17 protein-coding genes are annotated in these 16429 nt (G+C 73.8%); 6 read left to right on the forward strand and 11 right to left on the reverse strand.

Features of this window, described 5'->3' with window-relative positions; all coding sequences use genetic code 11:
• Positions 1–522: 522 nt before the first annotated feature.
• Positions 523–1203, reverse strand: coding sequence for an LppU/SCO3897 family protein (locus tag ACSNN9_RS11570; RefSeq protein WP_436673026.1), 681 nt, complete (start codon positions 1201–1203; stop codon positions 523–525).
• Positions 1204–1283: 80 nt separating this feature from the next.
• Here ACSNN9_RS11570 and ACSNN9_RS11575 point away from each other — a divergent pair, with 80 nt between their 5' ends.
• The gene (locus tag ACSNN9_RS11575; protein ID WP_436673027.1) at positions 1284–2312 is read left to right on the forward strand and encodes an EamA family transporter; all 1029 of its coding nucleotides are present in this window, start codon (positions 1284–1286) and stop codon (positions 2310–2312) included.
• Positions 2313–2322: 10 nt separating this feature from the next.
• Complete coding sequence (locus ACSNN9_RS11580) at positions 2323–2946, forward strand: prepilin peptidase (protein ID WP_436673028.1); 624 nt, start codon at positions 2323–2325, stop codon at positions 2944–2946.
• Positions 2947–2966: 20 nt separating this feature from the next.
• On the opposite strand, the gene ACSNN9_RS11585 is transcribed toward ACSNN9_RS11580, so the two are convergent.
• The 5 genes from ACSNN9_RS11585 to ACSNN9_RS11605 all read right to left on the reverse strand — a co-directional run bounded on the left by ACSNN9_RS11585 (position 2967) and on the right by ACSNN9_RS11605 (position 9818).
• Entirely contained in the window at positions 2967–6161 is a 3195-nt protein-coding gene (locus ACSNN9_RS11585) for a UvrD-helicase domain-containing protein (RefSeq protein WP_436673029.1), read from the reverse strand.
• A 100-nt stretch (positions 6162–6261) separates the two neighbouring features.
• Positions 6262–7506, reverse strand: a complete 1245-nt coding sequence (locus ACSNN9_RS11590; protein ID WP_436673030.1) for a metallophosphoesterase — start codon at positions 7504–7506, stop codon at positions 6262–6264.
• A 13-nt stretch (positions 7507–7519) separates the two neighbouring features.
• On the reverse strand, positions 7520–7759 hold the full coding sequence (locus ACSNN9_RS11595; RefSeq protein ID WP_436673065.1) for a MoaD/ThiS family protein: 240 nt from the start codon (positions 7757–7759) through the stop codon (positions 7520–7522).
• Positions 7760–7893: 134 nt separating this feature from the next.
• Entirely contained in the window at positions 7894–8907 is a 1014-nt protein-coding gene (moaA, locus tag ACSNN9_RS11600) for a GTP 3',8-cyclase MoaA (protein ID WP_436673031.1), read from the reverse strand.
• Positions 8904–9818: a fructosamine kinase family protein gene (locus ACSNN9_RS11605; RefSeq protein WP_436673032.1), complete on the reverse strand. Its 915-nt coding sequence runs from the start codon at positions 9816–9818 to the stop codon at positions 8904–8906. The genes moaA and ACSNN9_RS11605 overlap by 4 nt, the downstream gene beginning before the upstream one ends.
• A gap of 188 nt (positions 9819–10006) precedes the next feature.
• Here ACSNN9_RS11605 and ACSNN9_RS11610 point away from each other — a divergent pair, with 188 nt between their 5' ends.
• Both ACSNN9_RS11610 and ACSNN9_RS11615 read left to right on the forward strand, forming a co-directional pair.
• Positions 10007–11047 (forward strand): DUF4192 domain-containing protein, encoded by a 1041-nt coding sequence (locus ACSNN9_RS11610; protein ID WP_436673033.1) that lies wholly within the window; start codon positions 10007–10009, stop codon positions 11045–11047.
• A gap of 115 nt (positions 11048–11162) precedes the next feature.
• Positions 11163–11777: an HD domain-containing protein gene (locus tag ACSNN9_RS11615; protein ID WP_436673034.1), complete on the forward strand. Its 615-nt coding sequence runs from the start codon at positions 11163–11165 to the stop codon at positions 11775–11777.
• A gap of 30 nt (positions 11778–11807) precedes the next feature.
• Here ACSNN9_RS11615 and ACSNN9_RS11620 read toward each other — a convergent pair whose 3' ends face one another.
• Positions 11808–12488, reverse strand: coding sequence for an NADPH-dependent F420 reductase (locus ACSNN9_RS11620; protein WP_436673035.1), 681 nt, complete (start codon positions 12486–12488; stop codon positions 11808–11810).
• Positions 12489–12562: 74 nt separating this feature from the next.
• Between ACSNN9_RS11620 and ACSNN9_RS11625 the strand changes: the two genes are divergently transcribed.
• Both ACSNN9_RS11625 and ACSNN9_RS11630 read left to right on the forward strand, forming a co-directional pair.
• Positions 12563–12928, forward strand: coding sequence for a winged helix-turn-helix transcriptional regulator (locus tag ACSNN9_RS11625; protein WP_436673036.1), 366 nt, complete (start codon positions 12563–12565; stop codon positions 12926–12928).
• 164 nt (positions 12929–13092) lie between these two features.
• Positions 13093–13737: a class I SAM-dependent methyltransferase gene (locus tag ACSNN9_RS11630; RefSeq protein WP_436673037.1), complete on the forward strand. Its 645-nt coding sequence runs from the start codon at positions 13093–13095 to the stop codon at positions 13735–13737.
• Positions 13738–13868: 131 nt separating this feature from the next.
• On the opposite strand, the gene ACSNN9_RS11635 is transcribed toward ACSNN9_RS11630, so the two are convergent.
• From ACSNN9_RS11635 to ACSNN9_RS11650, 4 genes are all read right to left on the reverse strand, one after another.
• Positions 13869–14315 (reverse strand): hypothetical protein, encoded by a 447-nt coding sequence (locus tag ACSNN9_RS11635; RefSeq protein WP_436673038.1) that lies wholly within the window; start codon positions 14313–14315, stop codon positions 13869–13871.
• A 178-nt stretch (positions 14316–14493) separates the two neighbouring features.
• Positions 14494–15210, reverse strand: coding sequence for a hypothetical protein (locus ACSNN9_RS11640; protein WP_436673039.1), 717 nt, complete (start codon positions 15208–15210; stop codon positions 14494–14496).
• Between the two features lie 259 nt (positions 15211–15469).
• Positions 15470–15664, reverse strand: coding sequence for a DUF397 domain-containing protein (locus ACSNN9_RS11645; RefSeq protein WP_436673041.1), 195 nt, complete (start codon positions 15662–15664; stop codon positions 15470–15472).
• On the reverse strand, positions 15652–16398 hold the full coding sequence (locus tag ACSNN9_RS11650; protein ID WP_436673043.1) for a Scr1 family TA system antitoxin-like transcriptional regulator: 747 nt from the start codon (positions 16396–16398) through the stop codon (positions 15652–15654). Before ACSNN9_RS11650 ends, ACSNN9_RS11645 begins: the two co-directional genes overlap by 13 nt.
• Positions 16399–16429: the final 31 nt, after the last annotated feature.

Raw genomic sequence — 16429 nt, forward strand, 5'->3', positions numbered from 1 at the left:
TGCCACCGCTCTTCTTCGCCGGCGGCGCGGCCGGCGGCATCGCGTACCCGCCGGGCCCCGGCGCCGGGGCGCCCCACTGGTTGCCGGGCGCGGGCGCCGGACCCGCCGGCGGATACGGCCCGGCGGGCGGGTAGCCCCCCTGGTCCGCCGGTGGCTGGACCCCGGGCGGGGGCGGATAGCCCGCCCCGGAGGTGGGCGGCGGATAGCCCGCCCCGGAGGTGGGCGGCGGGGGGTAGCCCGGTTCCGGGGTCGGCGGCTGGGCGGGCTGGTTCCACGCCGGATCCGGCTGACCCCACTGCGGGGTGGCCGGCGGTTCACCCCCGTACGGCGGCTGGCCCCACTGCGGTTCACCCCCGGGCTGCGGCTGGCCCCACTGCGCGGCGGCCGGCGGCTGCCCCCACTCCGGCAGTGTCGGGTCGATGGGAGGCGGGCCGCCCGGGGTGCCGGGCGGGCGCTGGTAGGGGTCGTCCGGCTGTGCGGGTGATCCGTAGGTCGTCATCTCTTCCTCAGGGGTGCGGTGGCTCAGCGCTGCTTCAGGCAGAGCACGAAGTCGAGGGTGTCCAGCTCGCTGTCGAAGAAGTACCAGTTGGTGTAGCCGTCAACCTTGGCGCACTTCGCCGCGGCGTCCTTCTCGCCGCTGGTCGCCCCGTCGATCCGGCGCAGCACCTCGTACGTCTGCGGGGCGCAGTCGGTGATCAGCAGCTTGGGCTTGCCGCCGGCCGGCCCGTCGTTGCGGACGCACTGGCCGGCCTTGACGAAGCGCGGGTCGGTTGAGGACTCGGGGGCGGGTGTGGTCGGCGCGGCGACCGTCGCGCTCGCGGGGGTGGCCGGCGGGTCGGTCTTCGCCGCGGGCGCGGGCTCGCTCGGCGTGGCGACGGGCGTCTCGTCGTCCTGGTCGAGCAGGTGGAGCACCGCGGCCCCGCCGGCCAGGACGAGCAACGCCACCGTGGCCAGCACCGCGACCAGCAAGGCCGCCCGCCCGCGCCGACGCCGCCGCGGTGGGGCGGGAGTTCCCGCGTACGGGGAGGGGACGGGAGGGCCGCCGTCCGGGTAGGCGTACGGCTGCGCGCCGTACTCCGGTGGGGTCGAGCCGTACGGGTCCTCCCAGCCGCCCCGGCCGGCCGGCGGACCGTACGACTCCTCGGGGCGCCGCCCCTGCCACGGGTCCGGGTCCCCTCGACCCGGTGCTCCGTAGTTCGCCATGCACGCCTCCCGCGCGAGTGGTGAGAGGCCGGCCACCAACGAGGGACGCCGACGCCCACGCCACCGTAGCGTGTCCACCGATGAGCCCACCTCCACCGAGTGCACCGCCGCCCGCCGACGCGGGTACCCGGACCGGCCCGGGCGCCGGTACGGGCCGTACGGCTGCCGCCACGCCGGCCCTGATCTGGACCGCCCTGCTGCTGGTCTACGTCCTCTGGGGCTCCACCTACCTGGGCATCCGGATCGCGGTGGAGTCCATGCCGCCGCTCGGCTCGGCGGCCGCCCGGTTCGCCGTCGCCGGCCTGGTGCTGGCGATCGTGCTGCGGGTGCGGCGGGGACGGGGCGCGCTGCGGGTCGACCGGCGGCAGCTCGGCTCGGCCGCGCTGGTCGGCGTGCTCCTGCTGGCGTGCGGCAACGGGCTGGTGGTGCTCGCCGAGTCCGGTCCGGCGGGGGTCGCGGTGCCCTCCGGGATCGCCGCGCTGCTGGTGGCGACCGTTCCGCTGCTGGTGGTGCTGCTGCGTACGGTCACCGGCGACCGACCCCGGTCGTGGACGCTGGCCGGGGTGACGGTGGGCTTCGTCGGCCTGGTGCTGCTGGTGCTGCCGACCGGCGGAGCGGGCGCCGTGCCGCTCACCGGGGCGCTGACCGTGGTAGTGGCGGCCACCTGCTGGTCGATCGGCTCCTTCCTCTCCGGCCGGATCCGGATGCCCGCCGATCCGTTCGTCGCCACCGTCTACGAGATGTTCGCCGGGGCGGCGGCGCTGGCCGTCCTCGCGGTGGGCCGTGGCGAGCTGCGCGGGTTCGACCCGGGCACCGTGACCACCCGCTCGTGGCTCGCGCTCGCGTACCTGATGGTGGCCGGCTCGCTGGTCGCCTTCACCGCGTACGTCTGGCTGCTGCACCACGCGCCGATCTCGCTGGTCTCCACGTACGCCTACGTCAACCCGGTGGTGGCGGTGGCGCTCGGCGCGTTGTTCGCCGCCGAGTCGATCACCGCGCAGGTGCTGCTCGGCGGCGCGGTCATCGTGGCCGGGGTGGCCCTCGTGGTGAGCACCGAGAGACCGCGACGTCCCGCCCGGGGGACCGCGCCGGAGCCGTCGCGCCGGTAGCGTCCGCCCGGTGTCGACCGGGCTGCTGGCAGGCGTGGCGCTGCTCGGCGCCCTGACCGGTCTCGTCGCGCCGCGGGCCGCCTGCCACTTCACCGCCCGGGCCACCCCGGTCGCGCCGCACGGACCGGTCGCGGCGGGTGCGGTCGTCTTCGCCGGGCTCGCGGCGGCCCGGGGGGCCGACCCCGTCCTGCCGGTCCTCCTCCTGCTGGCCGCCGTCGGGCTCGTGCTCGCCCTGGCCGACCTGGCCTGCCTGCGGCTGCCCGACCCGCTGGTCGGCACCGCCGCGCTGGTCGCCGCCGTCGGCCTGACCGGCGCGGCGCTGACGTCCGGGAGCCCCGGGCGCCTGCTCGGCGCGGTGGCCGGGGCCGCGCTCTGCTTCGCCTGCCACGTGTTGCTGGCGTTGCTGCCCGGCTCCCGGCTGGGCTTCGGCGACGTGAAGCTCGCCGCCGTCCTGGGCCTGCCGCTCGGCTGGCTCGGCGGGTCGTCCCTGGCGCTGGGGCTGCTCCTGCCGCATCTGCTCCACGGCGTGCTGGTGCTCGTCCTGCTGGTCGCCGGCAGGGTGCGCCGTGACACCCCGCTCCCGCTGGGCCCGGCCCTCCTCACCGGCGCCTGGCTGGCCGCCCTGACCCCCTGACCACGCGCCGTCGGGGCCGGTCAGATGAGACGGAGCTGGCGTTCGCGGGGGCGGCGGGGCTCGGCCTCGCCGAAGCGCTCGAAGAGGCCCGGGTCGATGGCGTCGAGGAACGGCGACGGGGCGCACTCGCGTTCCGTGCCGTGCCGGCTGCGGCGGGCGGCGTGGGTGACGTACAGCCGGTCCTGGGCCCGGGTCAGCCCGACGAAGAAGAGCCGCCGCTCCTCGGCGACCGCGTCCTCGTCGGGCGTGCTGCCGGGCCAGCGCAGCGGGAGCAGCCCGTCCTCGGCGCCGACCAGGAAGACCACCGGGAACTCCAGCCCCTTGGCGGCGTGCAGGGTGAGCAGGGTGACCGCCTCGGCGCGTGGGTCGAGCGCGTCCACCTCCGCCCCGGTGGCGAGCTGGGACAGGAACAGCGGCAGGTCGTCGCCGCAGCGGCGGGCGAGCGGGGTGAGCAGGTCGACGGCCGAGCGGACGTCCTCCGGGCGGACCGCGCCGGCACCGTCCAGCGTCGGCACGGCGAAGCGCTCCGCCAGCACCTGCCCGGCCAGCCGCACCCGGGCGGCCAGCGAGCCGTCGAGCCCGTCGGCGTGGCGCAGCTCGCGGGCGATGGCGGCCACCCCGGGGCGGTCCCGCAGCCGGTCGTGCGAGCGCTTCTGCACCGGGATGTTCGCCCGGGCCAGCGCGTCCACGATCGGGGCGGCCTGCGCGTCGGTGCGGTAGAGCACCGCGATGTCGGAGAAGGAGAGTGAGGTCGAGCGGCCGTCGATCCGCCCCGAGTCGAGCGACCGGTGGGAGAGACCGCCGACCAGCTCGTCGACGGTGCGTACGACGAAGTCGGCCTCGTCGGCGACGGAGGCCGCCGGGTAGCGCCCCACCAGCGGGGCCTCCAGGTCGAGCCGGGCCGGGTCGAGCCGGCGCCCGCGCACCAGCGACGACGGCGCGATGGCCTGCACGGCGGCGGCCAGGATGGGTGCCGAGGAACGGTAGTTGCGGTTCAGCCGGACCAGCCGGGCGTCGGTGAAGTCCTGCGAGAAGCGCAGGAAGTAGCCGACGTCGGCGCCCCGGAAGGAGTAGATGGCCTGGTCCGGGTCGCCGATCGCGCAGAGGTTGCCGTCGGCGGGGCTGAGCAGGCGCAGCAGCTCGTACTGCACCTCGTCGACGTCCTGGTACTCGTCGACGAAGATCCACCGCCAGCGCTCCCGGTACCGCTGCACCAGCTTCCGGTCGGCCCTCAGCAGCGCGACCGGCAGGGTCAGCAGCTCGTCCAGGTCCACCAGGTCCTGCTTGCGCAGCAGCGCCGCGTAGCCGGCCTCGTCGTCGCCGGCCTCGGCGCGGGCCTCCGCCCGCTGGGCGTCGTCGGCGATCCGGAAGTCCGCCGGCAGGCCGACGGCGTCGGCGTTCTCCCGGAGGATGGTCAGCCCCAGCGAGTGGAAGGTGCCGACCGTGACGTCCTCGGCGACCGGCCCGAGCAGGCCGTCGAGGCGGTGCCGCAGCTCCTCGGCCGCCCGCCGGGTGAACGTGATCGCGAGGCACTGCTCCGGGAAGACGTTCAGCTCCGCGCAGAGGTAGGCGATCCGGTGGGTCAGCGTCCGAGTCTTGCCGGTGCCCGGTCCGGCCACGATGAGCAGCGGACCGCCCGGCGCGGAGGCGGCCACCCGCTGCATGGCGTCCAGGCGGTCCAGCAGGCCGGTGCCGACCTCCTCCATCCCGGCGAGCATCGGCTCGAACGGTTCGTGCGGCGAGGGCGTCGGCGCGATCGGAGGCGGCGGCGCGGGCGGCGCGGCCTTGCGCTTCGGCTCGGCCTTGGCCGCCGCCGGGCGCCTGGCCCGGGGCTTCGGCGCCGGCTCCACGGGGGTGCGCTGCGCCGGCACGGGTACGTCGAAGAGGGTCTCCTGGGCCCCACCGGCGGCACCGCCCAGCTCGGCCGGGTCGAAGAGGGTGATGACGCCGTACTCACCGTCGTAGCCGGGGACCCGGCGCACGTCGCCCCGGCGCAGCCGGCCGATGCCCTCGGCGAGCAGTTCCCCGCCGGCCCGGCCGACCTCGTCGAGCGGCGTGGTGGTGAGGATCTCCAGCTCCGGGCCGAGCGCGGCGATCAGCTCGTGGAGCTTCCCCTCGACCTTCTTGGACCGGGCGCCCACCTTGTTGATCTCGCCGAGCACCTCGGCCAGCGGCACCAGGTGGGTGACGTCGCGGGCGTGCGCGGGGCGGTGCCCCGACGGCCGGTCGGCCAGCTCCTCGACCCGGCTGAGCACGCCGACGGTCAGCGGCTTTCCGCACTCCGGGCAGCGGCCACCGGCGGCGCGGGTCCTCTCGGGCGACCAGTTGACGCCGCAGAGCCGGTGCCCGTCCGCGTGGTACTTGCCCTCCTCGGGGAAGAACTCGATGGTCCCGGCGAGCCCGTCGCCGGTGCGCAGGGCGTCCCGGATGCCGAAGTAGTCCCGGGCGGTGGCGAAGACGGTGGCCTCCCGGGCCAGCGCCGGCGGCGAGTGCGCGTCCGAGTTGGACACCAGCCGGTAGCGGTCCAGGCTGCCGACGCGCCAGTTCATCCCGGGATCGGAGGAGAGGCCGGTCTCGACGGCGAAGATGTGCTCGGCGAGGTCGGCGTAGCAGTCGGCGATCGCGTCGAAGCCCGACTTCGAGCCCAGCGCGGAGAACCACGGGGTCCAGATGTGCGCCGGCACGAGGTAGCCGTCGGCGCTGGCCTCCAGGGTGATCTCCAGCAGGTCCCGGGAGTCCAGGCCGAGGATGGGCCGGCCGTCCGAGCCGAGGTTGCCGATCCGTCCGAGCGCGGTGTTGAACCGGGCCACGGCGTCCAGGTCGGGCAGGTAGATCAGGTGGTGCACCTTGCGGGTGCGGTCGTCCCGCTTGTAGATCGTGGAGATCTCCACGCTGAGCATGAACCGGACCGGGTCCGCCTCCGCCTCGCTCGCCAGCCGGGGCGGCAGCCGGCGGGCGATGTCCCGCTCCGCCTCCGGGCTGAGCCGGTGCAGGCCGGGCTCGGCCGGGTGCAGCGTCTCGCGGAGGTGGTCGTACCAGGCGGGGTGGGTGAAGTCGCCGGTGCCGAGCACCCCGATGCCCTTGCGCCGCGCCCACCAGCCGAGGTTGGGCAGGGTGAGGTCGCGGCTGCACGCGCGCGAGTACTTCGAGTGGATGTGCAGATCCGCGACGAACGGCGAAGGGCCGCCGGGGGGTGCGGGACTGAACGGAGGCACGCCGCATCCTGTCACGCCCGCGCCATTACCCACCCGTCGCCACGCACACCCGTGACCTGAGCATCCGGTGCTGGACAACGCCGTCGCCCCGCGCTATGGGTCAGCGGGAGCGGAGCTCCACCAGGGTGATCTGCGGCTCGGCGCCGACGCGGACCGGCGGCCCCCAGAATCCGGCGCCGTTGGTGACGTAGACCTGGGTGCCGTCGACCTCGCCGAGGCCGGAGACCACCGGCTGCTGGAGCTTGACCAGCAGGTTGAACGGGACCATCTGGCCGCCGTGGGTGTGCCCGGAGAGCTGGAGGTCGACGCCGAACTTCGCCGCCTCCACCGCGGCGACCGGCTGGTGGGCGAGCAGCACCACCGGGCGGTTCGGGTCGCGGCCCCCGAGCGCCGCCGCGTAGTCCGCCGGGGCGGCCAGCCCGGTGCCGGCCGCGGTGACGTCGTTCACCCCGGCCAGGTCGAGCACGCCGCCCCGGGCCTGGATCTCCGTCCGCTCGTTCTGCATGACCCGCAGGCCGAGCCGGTCCAGCTCCTGGACCCACTCCTCGACCCCGGAGTAGTACTCGTGGTTGCCGGTGACGAAGTAGCTGCCGTGCCGGGAGCGCAGGCCCCGCAGCGGCTCGGCCGCCTCGCCCAGCTCGGCGACCGAGCCGTCGACCAGGTCGCCGACGACAGCGACGATGTCGGCGTCCAGGCGGTTGATCGCGGCGACGATCCGCTCGGTGTGCGCCCGCCCGCGCAGCGGACCGAGGTGGATGTCGGAGACCGTGGCGATCCGCAGGCCGTCCATGCTGCGGGGGAGCTTGGCCAGCGGGATCTGCACCCGGTCGAGCTGCGGCGGGCCGAGGGCGGTGCGGATGCCGTACCCGGTGAGGCCGGTGGCGGTGAGCCCGGCGAAGATCGCCGCCCCACGGGCGAGCAGCAGCCGGCGGGCCGGGTCGTGGTCGGGCTGCGCGACGGCGTCGGCGGCCGGCGGGTCGGCCGGGCCCGCCGCGCCCACCATGGCGGGCTCGGGCGCGGCGGCGGTGGGCTCCGCGGCGGCGACCCGGCGACGCAGCACGAGCCTGGTCACCGCCATCGGCACTTCCAGCGCCACGAGCAGGACCAGCAGGTAGAACATGACGGCGAGCCAGAGGTAGCCCGGCCACGCGAGCCAGTAGAGGCCCGCCTGGGTGCCGGCCATGGTCGCCGGTACGAGCAGCGCGAGCACTCCGGCGGTGATCCCGCCGACCCGCCGCCAGCGCCCCGGGGCGGTGGTGTCCCGCACCAGGCGCTTCCACAGGTAGAGGTGGATGAGTCCGGTGATCAGCGCCATGGTGGCGACGAACGCCAGTGCCGCCAGCATGTGTGCGCCTCCCTCAGCCGCCCGCGAAGGGCGGCAGGACGTCGATCGTGGCCCCGGCCGGTAGCGGTGCCCGCCGATCATGACAGGTCACGCCGTCGACCAGGAAACTCGCCGCCTTCAGGACGGCGGCCAGCCGCTCACCGTGCCGGTCGGTCAGCTCCACGAGGAGTTCGTCCAGGGACCGCCCGGCGGATGCGGTCTCCTCGGTCCGGCCGGCGGCGGCCCGCGCCCCAGCGAAGTAGCGCACGGTCAGCGGCGACCCGGCGTCGGCCGCCGGGGCCGACGCCTCGACGGGTGCCGGGCGTGCCTGGGCCGGTGGCCCGGTGTGCGTGGGGTGTGCCTGGGCCGGTGGCCAGGTGGCGGCCGGGCGCGTCGGTTCTGCCACGGTCAGCCTCCGATCGCGGACATCGGCCGGGCGGGCTGGAGGAAGGTCGGGTCGTCGATGCCGTGCCCGGCCCGCTTGCCCCACGTCGCGACCCGCCAGCGCCGGGCGAGCTCGTCGTCGTCCGCCCCGGCCCGCAGGGCGCCGCGCAGGTCGGACTCCTCGGTGGCGAAGAGGCAGGCGCGGATCTGCCCGTCGGCGGTGAGCCGGGTGCGGTCGCAGTCGCCGCAGAACGGCCGGGTGACGCTGGCGATCACGCCGACCCGGGCCGGACCGCCGCCGACCAGCCAGGTCTCGGCCGGCGCCGCGCCGCGCTCCGTCGGGTCGGGGGTCAGGTCGAACTCCCCGCGCAGGGAGGCGAGGATCTCGTCGGCGGTGACCATGGTGTCCCGGTCCCAGCCGTGCTGGGCGTCCAGCGGCATCTGCTCGATGAACCGCAGCTCGTAGCCGTGGGCGAGGGCGAAGCGGAGCAACTGTGGCGCCTCGTCGTCGTTGACGCCGCGCATCAGCACCGAATTGATCTTGACGGGGGTGAGCCCGGCGGCGGCGGCCCCGGCCAGCCCGGCCAGCACGTCGGCCAGGCGCGGCCGCCGGGTCAGCCGGGCGAACCGTTCCGGATCCAGCGTGTCCAGCGACACGTTCACCCGGTCCAGCCCGGCGGCGCGCAGCGCGGGGGCGACCCGGTCCAGCCCGATGCCGTTGGTGGTCAGCGAGATCCGGGGGCGCGGCTCCAGCGCCGCCACGGCGGCCACGATGTCGACCAGGCCGGGCCGGATCAGCGGCTCACCGCCGGTGAACCGCACCTCGGTCACGCCGAGTAGACGCACCGCGACCCCGACCAGCCGGACGATCTCGTCGTCGCCGAGCAGTTGCGGGCCGGGCAGCCAGGCCAGCCCCTCGGCCGGCATGCAGTAGGTGCAGCGCAGGTTGCACTTGTCGGTCAGGGAGACCCGCAGGTCCCGGGCGACGCGGCCGTACCGGTCGGCGAGGACGCCGTCGGCCGGCGGGGCGGGGGTCACCCGTCGACCGTAGCGCGCCCGAGCCCGGCCAGGGCCGACCGGGCGGTGCGGGCGACCGCATCGCGGTACGCGCCGCCGAACAGGGCGGCGTGCACCAGCATCAGGTGGAGCTGGTGCAGCGGCACCCGCTCCCGCCACCCGTCGGCCAGCGGCCACTCCTCCGCGTACGCGGCGAGGATCCGGTCCAGGTGCGGCGCGCCCCCGAAGAGCGCCAGCTGCGCCAGGTCGGTCTCGCGGTGCCCGCCGTGCGCCGCCGGGTCGACCAGCCAGACCCGCTCGTCCGCGCCCCAGAGCGCGTTGCCCGGCCAGAGGTCCCCGTGGATCCGCGCCGGCGGCTCGTCCCCGCCGAACTCGCCGATCCGCTCGACGACCTGCTCGACCAGCACGGCCTCGACGTCGGTGAGCCCGCCGCCGTCCAGTGCGCGGCGCAGGTGGGGCAGGAGCCGGCGTCGGGCGAACCACCGCGACCAGGGGCCGTCATCCGGCCGGTTGTCCTGAGGCAGGGCCCCGACGAAGCCGGCCCAGTCCGCCCCGAAGGCCGGCGCGCCGGCCCGGTGCAGGGTCGCCAGCTCGCGACCGAACCGCTCGGCCGCTCCGGGCGTCGGCTCGCCGGGCTCGACCCACTCCAACGCGAGCAGCCCGGGCAGCGCCACGACCACCTCCGGTACGGCGACCGTCCCGGCCTCACGCAGCCAGCGCAGGCCGGCAGCCTCGGCGGCGAAGAAGCCCTCCGGCACGGGCCTGCCGGCGGTCTCCGGCCAGGTCTTGGCGAAGACGGAGTGCCCGTCGTCCAGCGTCAGCCTCGACGCGGCGCAGATGTCGCCGCCGGCGACCGGAGTCTCCCGGATCCGCTGGTGGGTCAGGAAGGTCGGCAGGTGCTCCGGGTGCGCCCGCAGGTACGCCAGATCCATGACGGCAAGGTAACCCCCGGATGCCGTTCAGTCCCGCCGGAGACGGCCTGCCGTCCGGTCCCGCCTGCCGTCCGGTCCCGGTCGGGGATTGGCTCGAGCTGCGTAAATACTCTCCGTGTCTGTGGATGAGCGGCGTGTCGTCCACAGGGCCCCGCCGGCCGCCCCGCCCGCGCCGCAGGCTGCCAGCCATGACCCCGACCGACCGCCCCCGGCTCGCCGTCCGTTCCCCCGCCGACCTCATCGCCGCCGTGCCCTACCTGCTCGGCTTCCACCCGGCCGACAGCGTCGTCGTCGTGGCGATGCGGGGCCGCCGGATCACCTTCGCCGCCCGCGCCGACCTGCCCGACCTCGCCGACCCGCGCGACCCCGCCGGCCACCTCGCCGGGGTCGTCGCCCGGCAGCACGCCGAGACCGCCACGGTCCTGGGCTACGGCCCGGCGCCGCTGGTCACCCCGGCGGTCGACGCCGTGCGCGCCGCGCTGACCGCCGCCGGGCTGGCCGTGCTCGACGCCCTGCGCGTCACCGACGGCCGCTACTGGTCGTACCTCTGCACCGAGCCAACCTGCTGCCCACCCGACGGCACCCTCTACGACGTCGGTGCCAGCGAGGTCAGCGCGGCGGCCGTCTTCGCCGGCCAGGTCGCCCTGCCGGACCGGGCCGCCCTCGTCGCGCAGGTCGCCCCGGTGGCCGGGCCGGCCCGGTCAGCCGTACGCCGGGCCACCGTCCGCGCCGAGCGACGCCTGGCGGCCCTGCTCGACCGGGCGCCCGCGGGCGACCCGGGCGGCGGGCGGGCGGTCCGCTCGGCGGGGGCGGCGGCCGTACGCACCGCGCTGCGCCGGCACCGGCGGGGGGAGCGACTCACCGACGACGAGGTGGCCTGGCTGAGCGTGCTGCTGACCCGCGTACCCGTGCGTGACCACGCCTGGGAGCGCACCGACGGGCGGGACGCGGACATCGCGCTCTGGACCGACGTGCTGCGCCGGGCCGAGCCGGAGCTGATCGCCGCCCCGGCCGCGCTGCTGGCGTTCGCGGCGTGGCGGGCGGGGCAGGGGGCGCTGGCGGCGGTGGCCCTGGAGCGAGCCCTGGCCGAGCATCCCGGCCACTCGATGGCGCTGCTCCTCGACGACCTGCTGCGCCGGGGCGTGCCACCGTCCCGACTGGACGGCTGGCCGGCGGTGGGAGCGCCCGGCGTGCTGCGCCGCAGGCGCAGGCGGAGCGACCCCCGATGATCCCCCAGCGTCGGGCCGGTGCGTGGCGCCCCGGGTGGCGGGTGTCGGCCGGATCTGATGGGGTGGTCGCACGTCCCAGATCCGTTGGGAGAGGTTTCGAAGCAGGTGTAGGCCCGTGACGATCGATCAGACGACAGCCGTCCCGACCGACGAGCAGATCCGGGCGCTGCACGAGCGGTACGCGCCCACCGAGGAAGCCTTCCTGCTCGTCTACACCCACTGCCAGATCGTCTGTGCCGTGGCGGAGCAACTGCTCGACAGACACCGCTCGGCCCTGGACGTCGCCCTGGTGCGTGCGGGATGCCTCCTGCACGACATCGGCGTCTACCGCCTGTACGACGCGACGGGGCGACTCGATCAGGAGAACTACATCCGCCACGGGATGCTCGGCCACGCGCTGCTACGCGATCTCGGGTTCCCTGAGCTGGTCGGCAGATTCTGCTCCCACCACACCGGGGTCGGGCTCACCCGTGAGGACGTGCAGCGGCAGCGCCTGCCACTGCCGGTGGACGACTACACGGCCGACACCGTGGAGGAGCAGCTCGTCATGTACGCGGACAAGTTCCACAGCAAGACGACGCCGCCCACGTTCGTGACCACGGCGTCCTACGCCGCCGGCGTGCGGCGGTTCGGTGCGGACAAGGTGGCCCGGTTCGCGGCGCTGGTGGAGAAGCTCGGCGAACCGGACCTGCTACCCCTGTCCCGCCGCTACCGGCAGCCGCTGATCTGAGACCGGCTGCTCCGAGCGAGTGCCCGGTCGTCAGCTGGCGGTGGCCGATCCCGCGTTCAGCAACGCCGGATCCACGTCCGGAACGGCGAGCCTGGGGTTCCACCCTGCCCCCACGACACGCATGACGAACCCCGCGGCCTCCTCCAACTGGCGGGCACTGGTCAGTCCACCGACCACCGCAGCCCGCGCGCCGAGATCCTCGATCAGCGTGTCGACGCGTTCGAGCGCCTCGGGCTGGTCGCCGCAGATCGCCACGACCGGGGCCGAGTCGCGCGGTCCCGCGTAGGGCCAGGACGCTCCGGCGAACAGGTGGAGTGCCTTCACCACGTGAGCGCCCCGCGCTACGCGAGCGACAAGCTCCGCCGCCGAGCCCGACGTCGGCTTCAGCCGCCCAGTGGCGTAGTCGACGGCGTTGGTGCAGTCGATCACCGTCGTGCCGCTCAGAGAGCCATCGGCACCACCGACGAGAGCGAGTGCCTCCTCCAGGCCCTCCCAGGCGACCGCGACCACGACCACCTCGACCCGTGCTGCGAAGTCGGCGGGTTCGACAGCCTGGGCTCCGCCGCCGATCTGGCTGGCGGCCCGGCTGGCGTGCTCCGGATTGCGCCCCGTCACCACGACCGCATGGCCGGTTCCCGCCCAGGCCCGGCCAAGCGTCGTGGCGAGGTTGCCCGTTCCCAGGATTCCTACGTTCACCGCGATCTCCTTCATCTGTGGGAAGACCTGAAGAACGCTAGGAGGCCGGTTCCTACTGCTTGGTGGGAGATCCTGCGGACACTGGAGGGATGATCGACGGCACCTGCCAGACGTTCGTGTCGGACTGTCACGTCCGCGCGGCAGTCGAACTCATCAACCACACCTGGGATCCGGTGGTGCTGTCGGCGCTGCGCGCCGGACCGACGAGACGCAACGACCTGTTGCGACGGATCGCAGGCGTCAGCGACAAGGTGCTGACGCAGGCGCTACAGCGCCTACGAGCGCGGGGCCTGGTCGTCCGACAGGGCGACGACGGGCGAGCGCCGGCAGGTCGCGGCGCCGTGTATCAGCTGTCGCCCCTGGGCGAGTCGTTCGCCAACGGCCCACTCGCGCAACTGGCGCAGTGGGCCGCGGCGAACCAGGCGGAACTGATCGAGTCGTCGACGACGCCTTGACCCACGATGCCCAGCGGCCACAACTGCGCCGGCCGGCACTTCGTCACTTTCTGGCGTTTCCGGGGGAGGAGAGTGCGACGGGTCGCCGAATGGGCCAAGCAGCAGAACCAAGCGGGCTGACACGGGGCGACGCGAGCGTCGCCTGGAAGACCTAACGTGTCGCCATGAAGAGTGCAGGCTGGTTGGCGGACACCAGGGACTCCTACGACACCGTTGCCGCCAGCTACGCGGAACTGGTGCGCGACCTCCTGGCCGACGCGCCCCACGAGCGGGCCGCCCTGGCGTTGTTCGCCGAACTGGTGCTGGCTGCCGGCGGAGGACCGGTCGCCGACATCGGCTGCGGACCGGGACGCGTCACCGCCCATCTGCACCAGCACGGCCTCGACGCCTTCGGCATCGACCTCTCCCCGGCGATGATCGGGATAGCTCGGCGAGACCACCCCCACCTGCGCTTCGAGGTGGGCTCGATGACCGACCTCGCGCTCGCCGACGCCTCGGTCACGGGCCTGGTCGCCTGGTACTCGCTCATCCACGTCCCAGACGAGGAGGTTGGCCTGGTCTTCGCGCACTTCCGGCGGGTGCTGCGCCCAGGGGGCCTGCTGCTGCTCGGCTTCCACGTCGGCGACGAGTCACGGTTGAAGACCGAGGGCTACGGCGGCCACCCCATGAAGGTCCACGTCCACCGCCGTCGACCCGCCCGGATGTCGGCCTGGCTGAGCGCAACCGGGTTCACCGTAGAGGCGGAAACGGTCGTCATCTCGCCCGAGAGCAGCCTGGGCGGAATCCTCTTCGCGCGCCGGCGCCCTTAACCTAGCCCGAGCTCACTCTGCCTACGCATCGCGCCAGTCGTCCTCAACAGCCGCCGGCCGTGCGCCCGCTCGTGCCGACGCACGATTGAGGGCGAGCGATGCTCCGATCCGATGCCGGAGGGCTGGCAGGCTCAGTCGAGCAACCAGCCGTGTAGCTGCGTGCCGTACGGAGTCAGGGCGAGCACCGCCAGCGCGGACCACACCCCCGTGCCGATCACGAGCCAGCCGAACCCCTTCCGGTCGCCGATCCGCCAGGTGCGGACAAGGGATGGCACCCCGAGAACCAAGGCCACGATCGCGACCGGGTAGACGAACATCGCCACCACCCGACTGAGCTCGAACACCCACACCAGCGGGTTCCACACCGAGTCCGGGCCGGCTGGCGGAAGCGAGTCCGACGGGTCGCCCAACCGTTCCAGCCCCGGGTCCAGCACAGCCGGGAGATCGTCGGTGTACAGCGCGGCCACGAGCAGTACACCGAAGCTGCCGATCAGGCACGCCGCCAGCAACAGCAATTGCGCCGATACCACCAATCGCCCGCCGAATGAGGCGGCCGAGGCCTGATCCTTTCGACTCATCGGCGCAACGTACACGCTCGCCGTCGACTTCGGGCCCAGCTCGCCGCCAACGGCTTCACCGCGGCAAGCACCGGGCAGGGCGCTTTCCGGCTCGGTGTACGCCGGCCTGACCGGTGGGACGGGCGGGAGCGTTCTGCGCGATGCCGACGACCGCATCTTCACGTTCCGCTGGCCAGGATCAGAGGGCGAACTGCTGGGCCACCTGGTCGGCGACCTCGTCCTCGCACATCCCGGGGACCAACCGTATCGCCCGCACACCGAGCCGATCGGTCTCGACGATCATGCGCTCGGTGAACAACCGGTCGCGTTCGCTCAGATTCTGCCTCGCCCGTTCCGGGTCGCTGGTCTTCGCCGGGATCTGCCAGGTCGAGCCTCGCTGGGCGAGGGCGGCGTCGCGGAAGTCCGCCGTCGGCAGCAGCCACACCGCGCGATCGACCTCGGCGAGCAGCGGCTTGACCAGGTGTGGGAGGAGCCGGAAGCCCTCGGCCACCACGCGAGTGCCTGCCGGCAGGCTCAGCAGGTCGTCCACGATCAGGTGGAACGCCTCGCCGTGGAACCAGTGGAACGTGTCCAGCATGATCTCCGGGGAGCGGGTGAGCCAGCGCTCGTCCATGTCCATCGCCTTGAACCGGTCTAGGCAAGGCGCTTCTTCGGCGGTGACACGGCCGGCGTGGTCACCCATGACATCGTCGGTGGCGTACAGATGCAAGCCGTACCGGTTGGCGAGCCGACGCGCGATCGTCGACTTACCGCTCGCGGGTCCACCGCCGATCCAGAACACGTTGCCAAGGCCCTCACGTATGGCATCCGTCGTCAGGCCAGCCTGTCGGGTGTGCATCCCCTCGGCCATGGCTCCGCTTGCGCATGTGCCGAGGTGCCGGTAAAGGTGGTCCACACACCATGTGTAGCGGACACGCCATCCGACGGAGGACTGCCGGGCGAGCATCGTCGGCGCGGCCTCGCCTACTTCGGTCCCCACGAGATTGGCGGTCCGTAGGCGTCACTGACGTTGCGGCAGGCCGAGAAGCCGATCGCGGCCCAGTTGCTTTCCCGCCACCAGTGGAAGAGCTCGGGGGTTGGGCGAGGGGCGGGAGGAAGGTTCGCGTCCCCCGCGTCAACCGGTCTGAGGAAGGGCGGGGCTGCGTCCCGGGTGTTCAAGCCCGCTCGGTCACCTCGGCGACGAACGCGCGCCACGCCACGGGCGAGAAGGTGAGCGCCGGGCCGGTCGGGTCCTTCGAGTCGCGGACGGCGACGACGCCGGGGAGGTTGTCGGCGACCTCGACGCAGTTGCCGCCGTTCGAACTGCTGCGGGTGCTCTTGCGCCACTGCGCGCCGGTCAGGTCAGCCATGATCTTGCCTCTAGGAAGTCGATGGATTGGTTTCGCGGAAGCGCGAGCGATCTCACGCTATCCCACACGGCCCACAGCGGAGCAACGTCATTAGTGATGCGCCCAGTCGCCTGATCATCGAGGTAGCCGACATCCTCGCCGTCCCTCGTCGTGGCGATCACGAACGGTCCAGCCTGCCCCGGGTGGAGGCCCGCGTTAAGCGGAAGGACATGCACCATGACGTTAGGCCGTTCGGCCATAGCTGCCAGGTGGTCGAGTTGCGGCACCATGACTGCTGGCGCACCTCGGCGCAACGCTGCCTCATCGATTACGAAGACCGCCAGGGGCGGACGAGGTCGCTCGAATACCGCAGCCTGCCGTCGTAGCCGCGTCTCGACGTAACCGTCTGCGTCGGCTATGAGGGGACCGCTAGCGAGCACCGCGCGGGCATACTCCTCGGTCTGAAGGAGCCCGGGAATGACCGTCGACTCATAGCAGCGCAGCCCGGCCGCCTCGCGCTCGATGTCCGTCCATGGTTGGAACCGCGCTGGCTCGCGGCGCTTCAACGCGTCCGGCCACAGCTCTTCTATGTCCTTGTTCAGAATTTCGGCGACCCGGGCACGGTGACGGGTCTGCGGAATTCGTCCCTGGCTGACCCACCGTGCCGCCGTCTTCGGATCGACGCCGACCTGAGCTGCGAGGCTCTCCGCAGTCTCCCCGGCCTTCGCCATCGCTACCTGTACCGCCCGGTTCATCCCCGCTCCTCGACCGAACGTCCCGAATATC

Origin of the sequence: Micromonospora sp. URMC 107, from assembly GCF_051386315.1 — a bacterium.
In the GTDB taxonomy this organism is placed as follows: Bacteria; Actinomycetota; Actinomycetes; order Mycobacteriales; family Micromonosporaceae; genus Micromonospora.

Coding starts and splice junctions, on each gene's coding strand:
- ACSNN9_RS11620 (WP_436673035.1), bottom strand. CDS start 12,488: ATGAAGGAGATCGCGGTGAACGTAGGAATCCTGGGAACGGGCAACCTC.
- ACSNN9_RS11590 (WP_436673030.1), bottom strand. CDS start 7,506: ATGCTGGCGGCACTGGCGTTCGTCGCCACCATGGCGCTGATCACCGGA.
- ACSNN9_RS11645 (WP_436673041.1), bottom strand. CDS start 15,664: ATGGCTGACCTGACCGGCGCGCAGTGGCGCAAGAGCACCCGCAGCAGT.
- ACSNN9_RS11650 (WP_436673043.1), bottom strand. CDS start 16,398: ATGAACCGGGCGGTACAGGTAGCGATGGCGAAGGCCGGGGAGACTGCG.
- ACSNN9_RS11570 (WP_436673026.1), bottom strand. CDS start 1,203: ATGGCGAACTACGGAGCACCGGGTCGAGGGGACCCGGACCCGTGGCAG.
- ACSNN9_RS11625 (WP_436673036.1), top strand. CDS start 12,563: ATGATCGACGGCACCTGCCAGACGTTCGTGTCGGACTGTCACGTCCGC.
- ACSNN9_RS11630 (WP_436673037.1), top strand. CDS start 13,093: ATGAAGAGTGCAGGCTGGTTGGCGGACACCAGGGACTCCTACGACACC.
- ACSNN9_RS11605 (WP_436673032.1), bottom strand. CDS start 9,818: ATGGATCTGGCGTACCTGCGGGCGCACCCGGAGCACCTGCCGACCTTC.
- ACSNN9_RS11610 (WP_436673033.1), top strand. CDS start 10,007: ATGACCCCGACCGACCGCCCCCGGCTCGCCGTCCGTTCCCCCGCCGAC.
- ACSNN9_RS11575 (WP_436673027.1), top strand. CDS start 1,284: ATGAGCCCACCTCCACCGAGTGCACCGCCGCCCGCCGACGCGGGTACC.
- ACSNN9_RS11635 (WP_436673038.1), bottom strand. CDS start 14,315: ATGAGTCGAAAGGATCAGGCCTCGGCCGCCTCATTCGGCGGGCGATTG.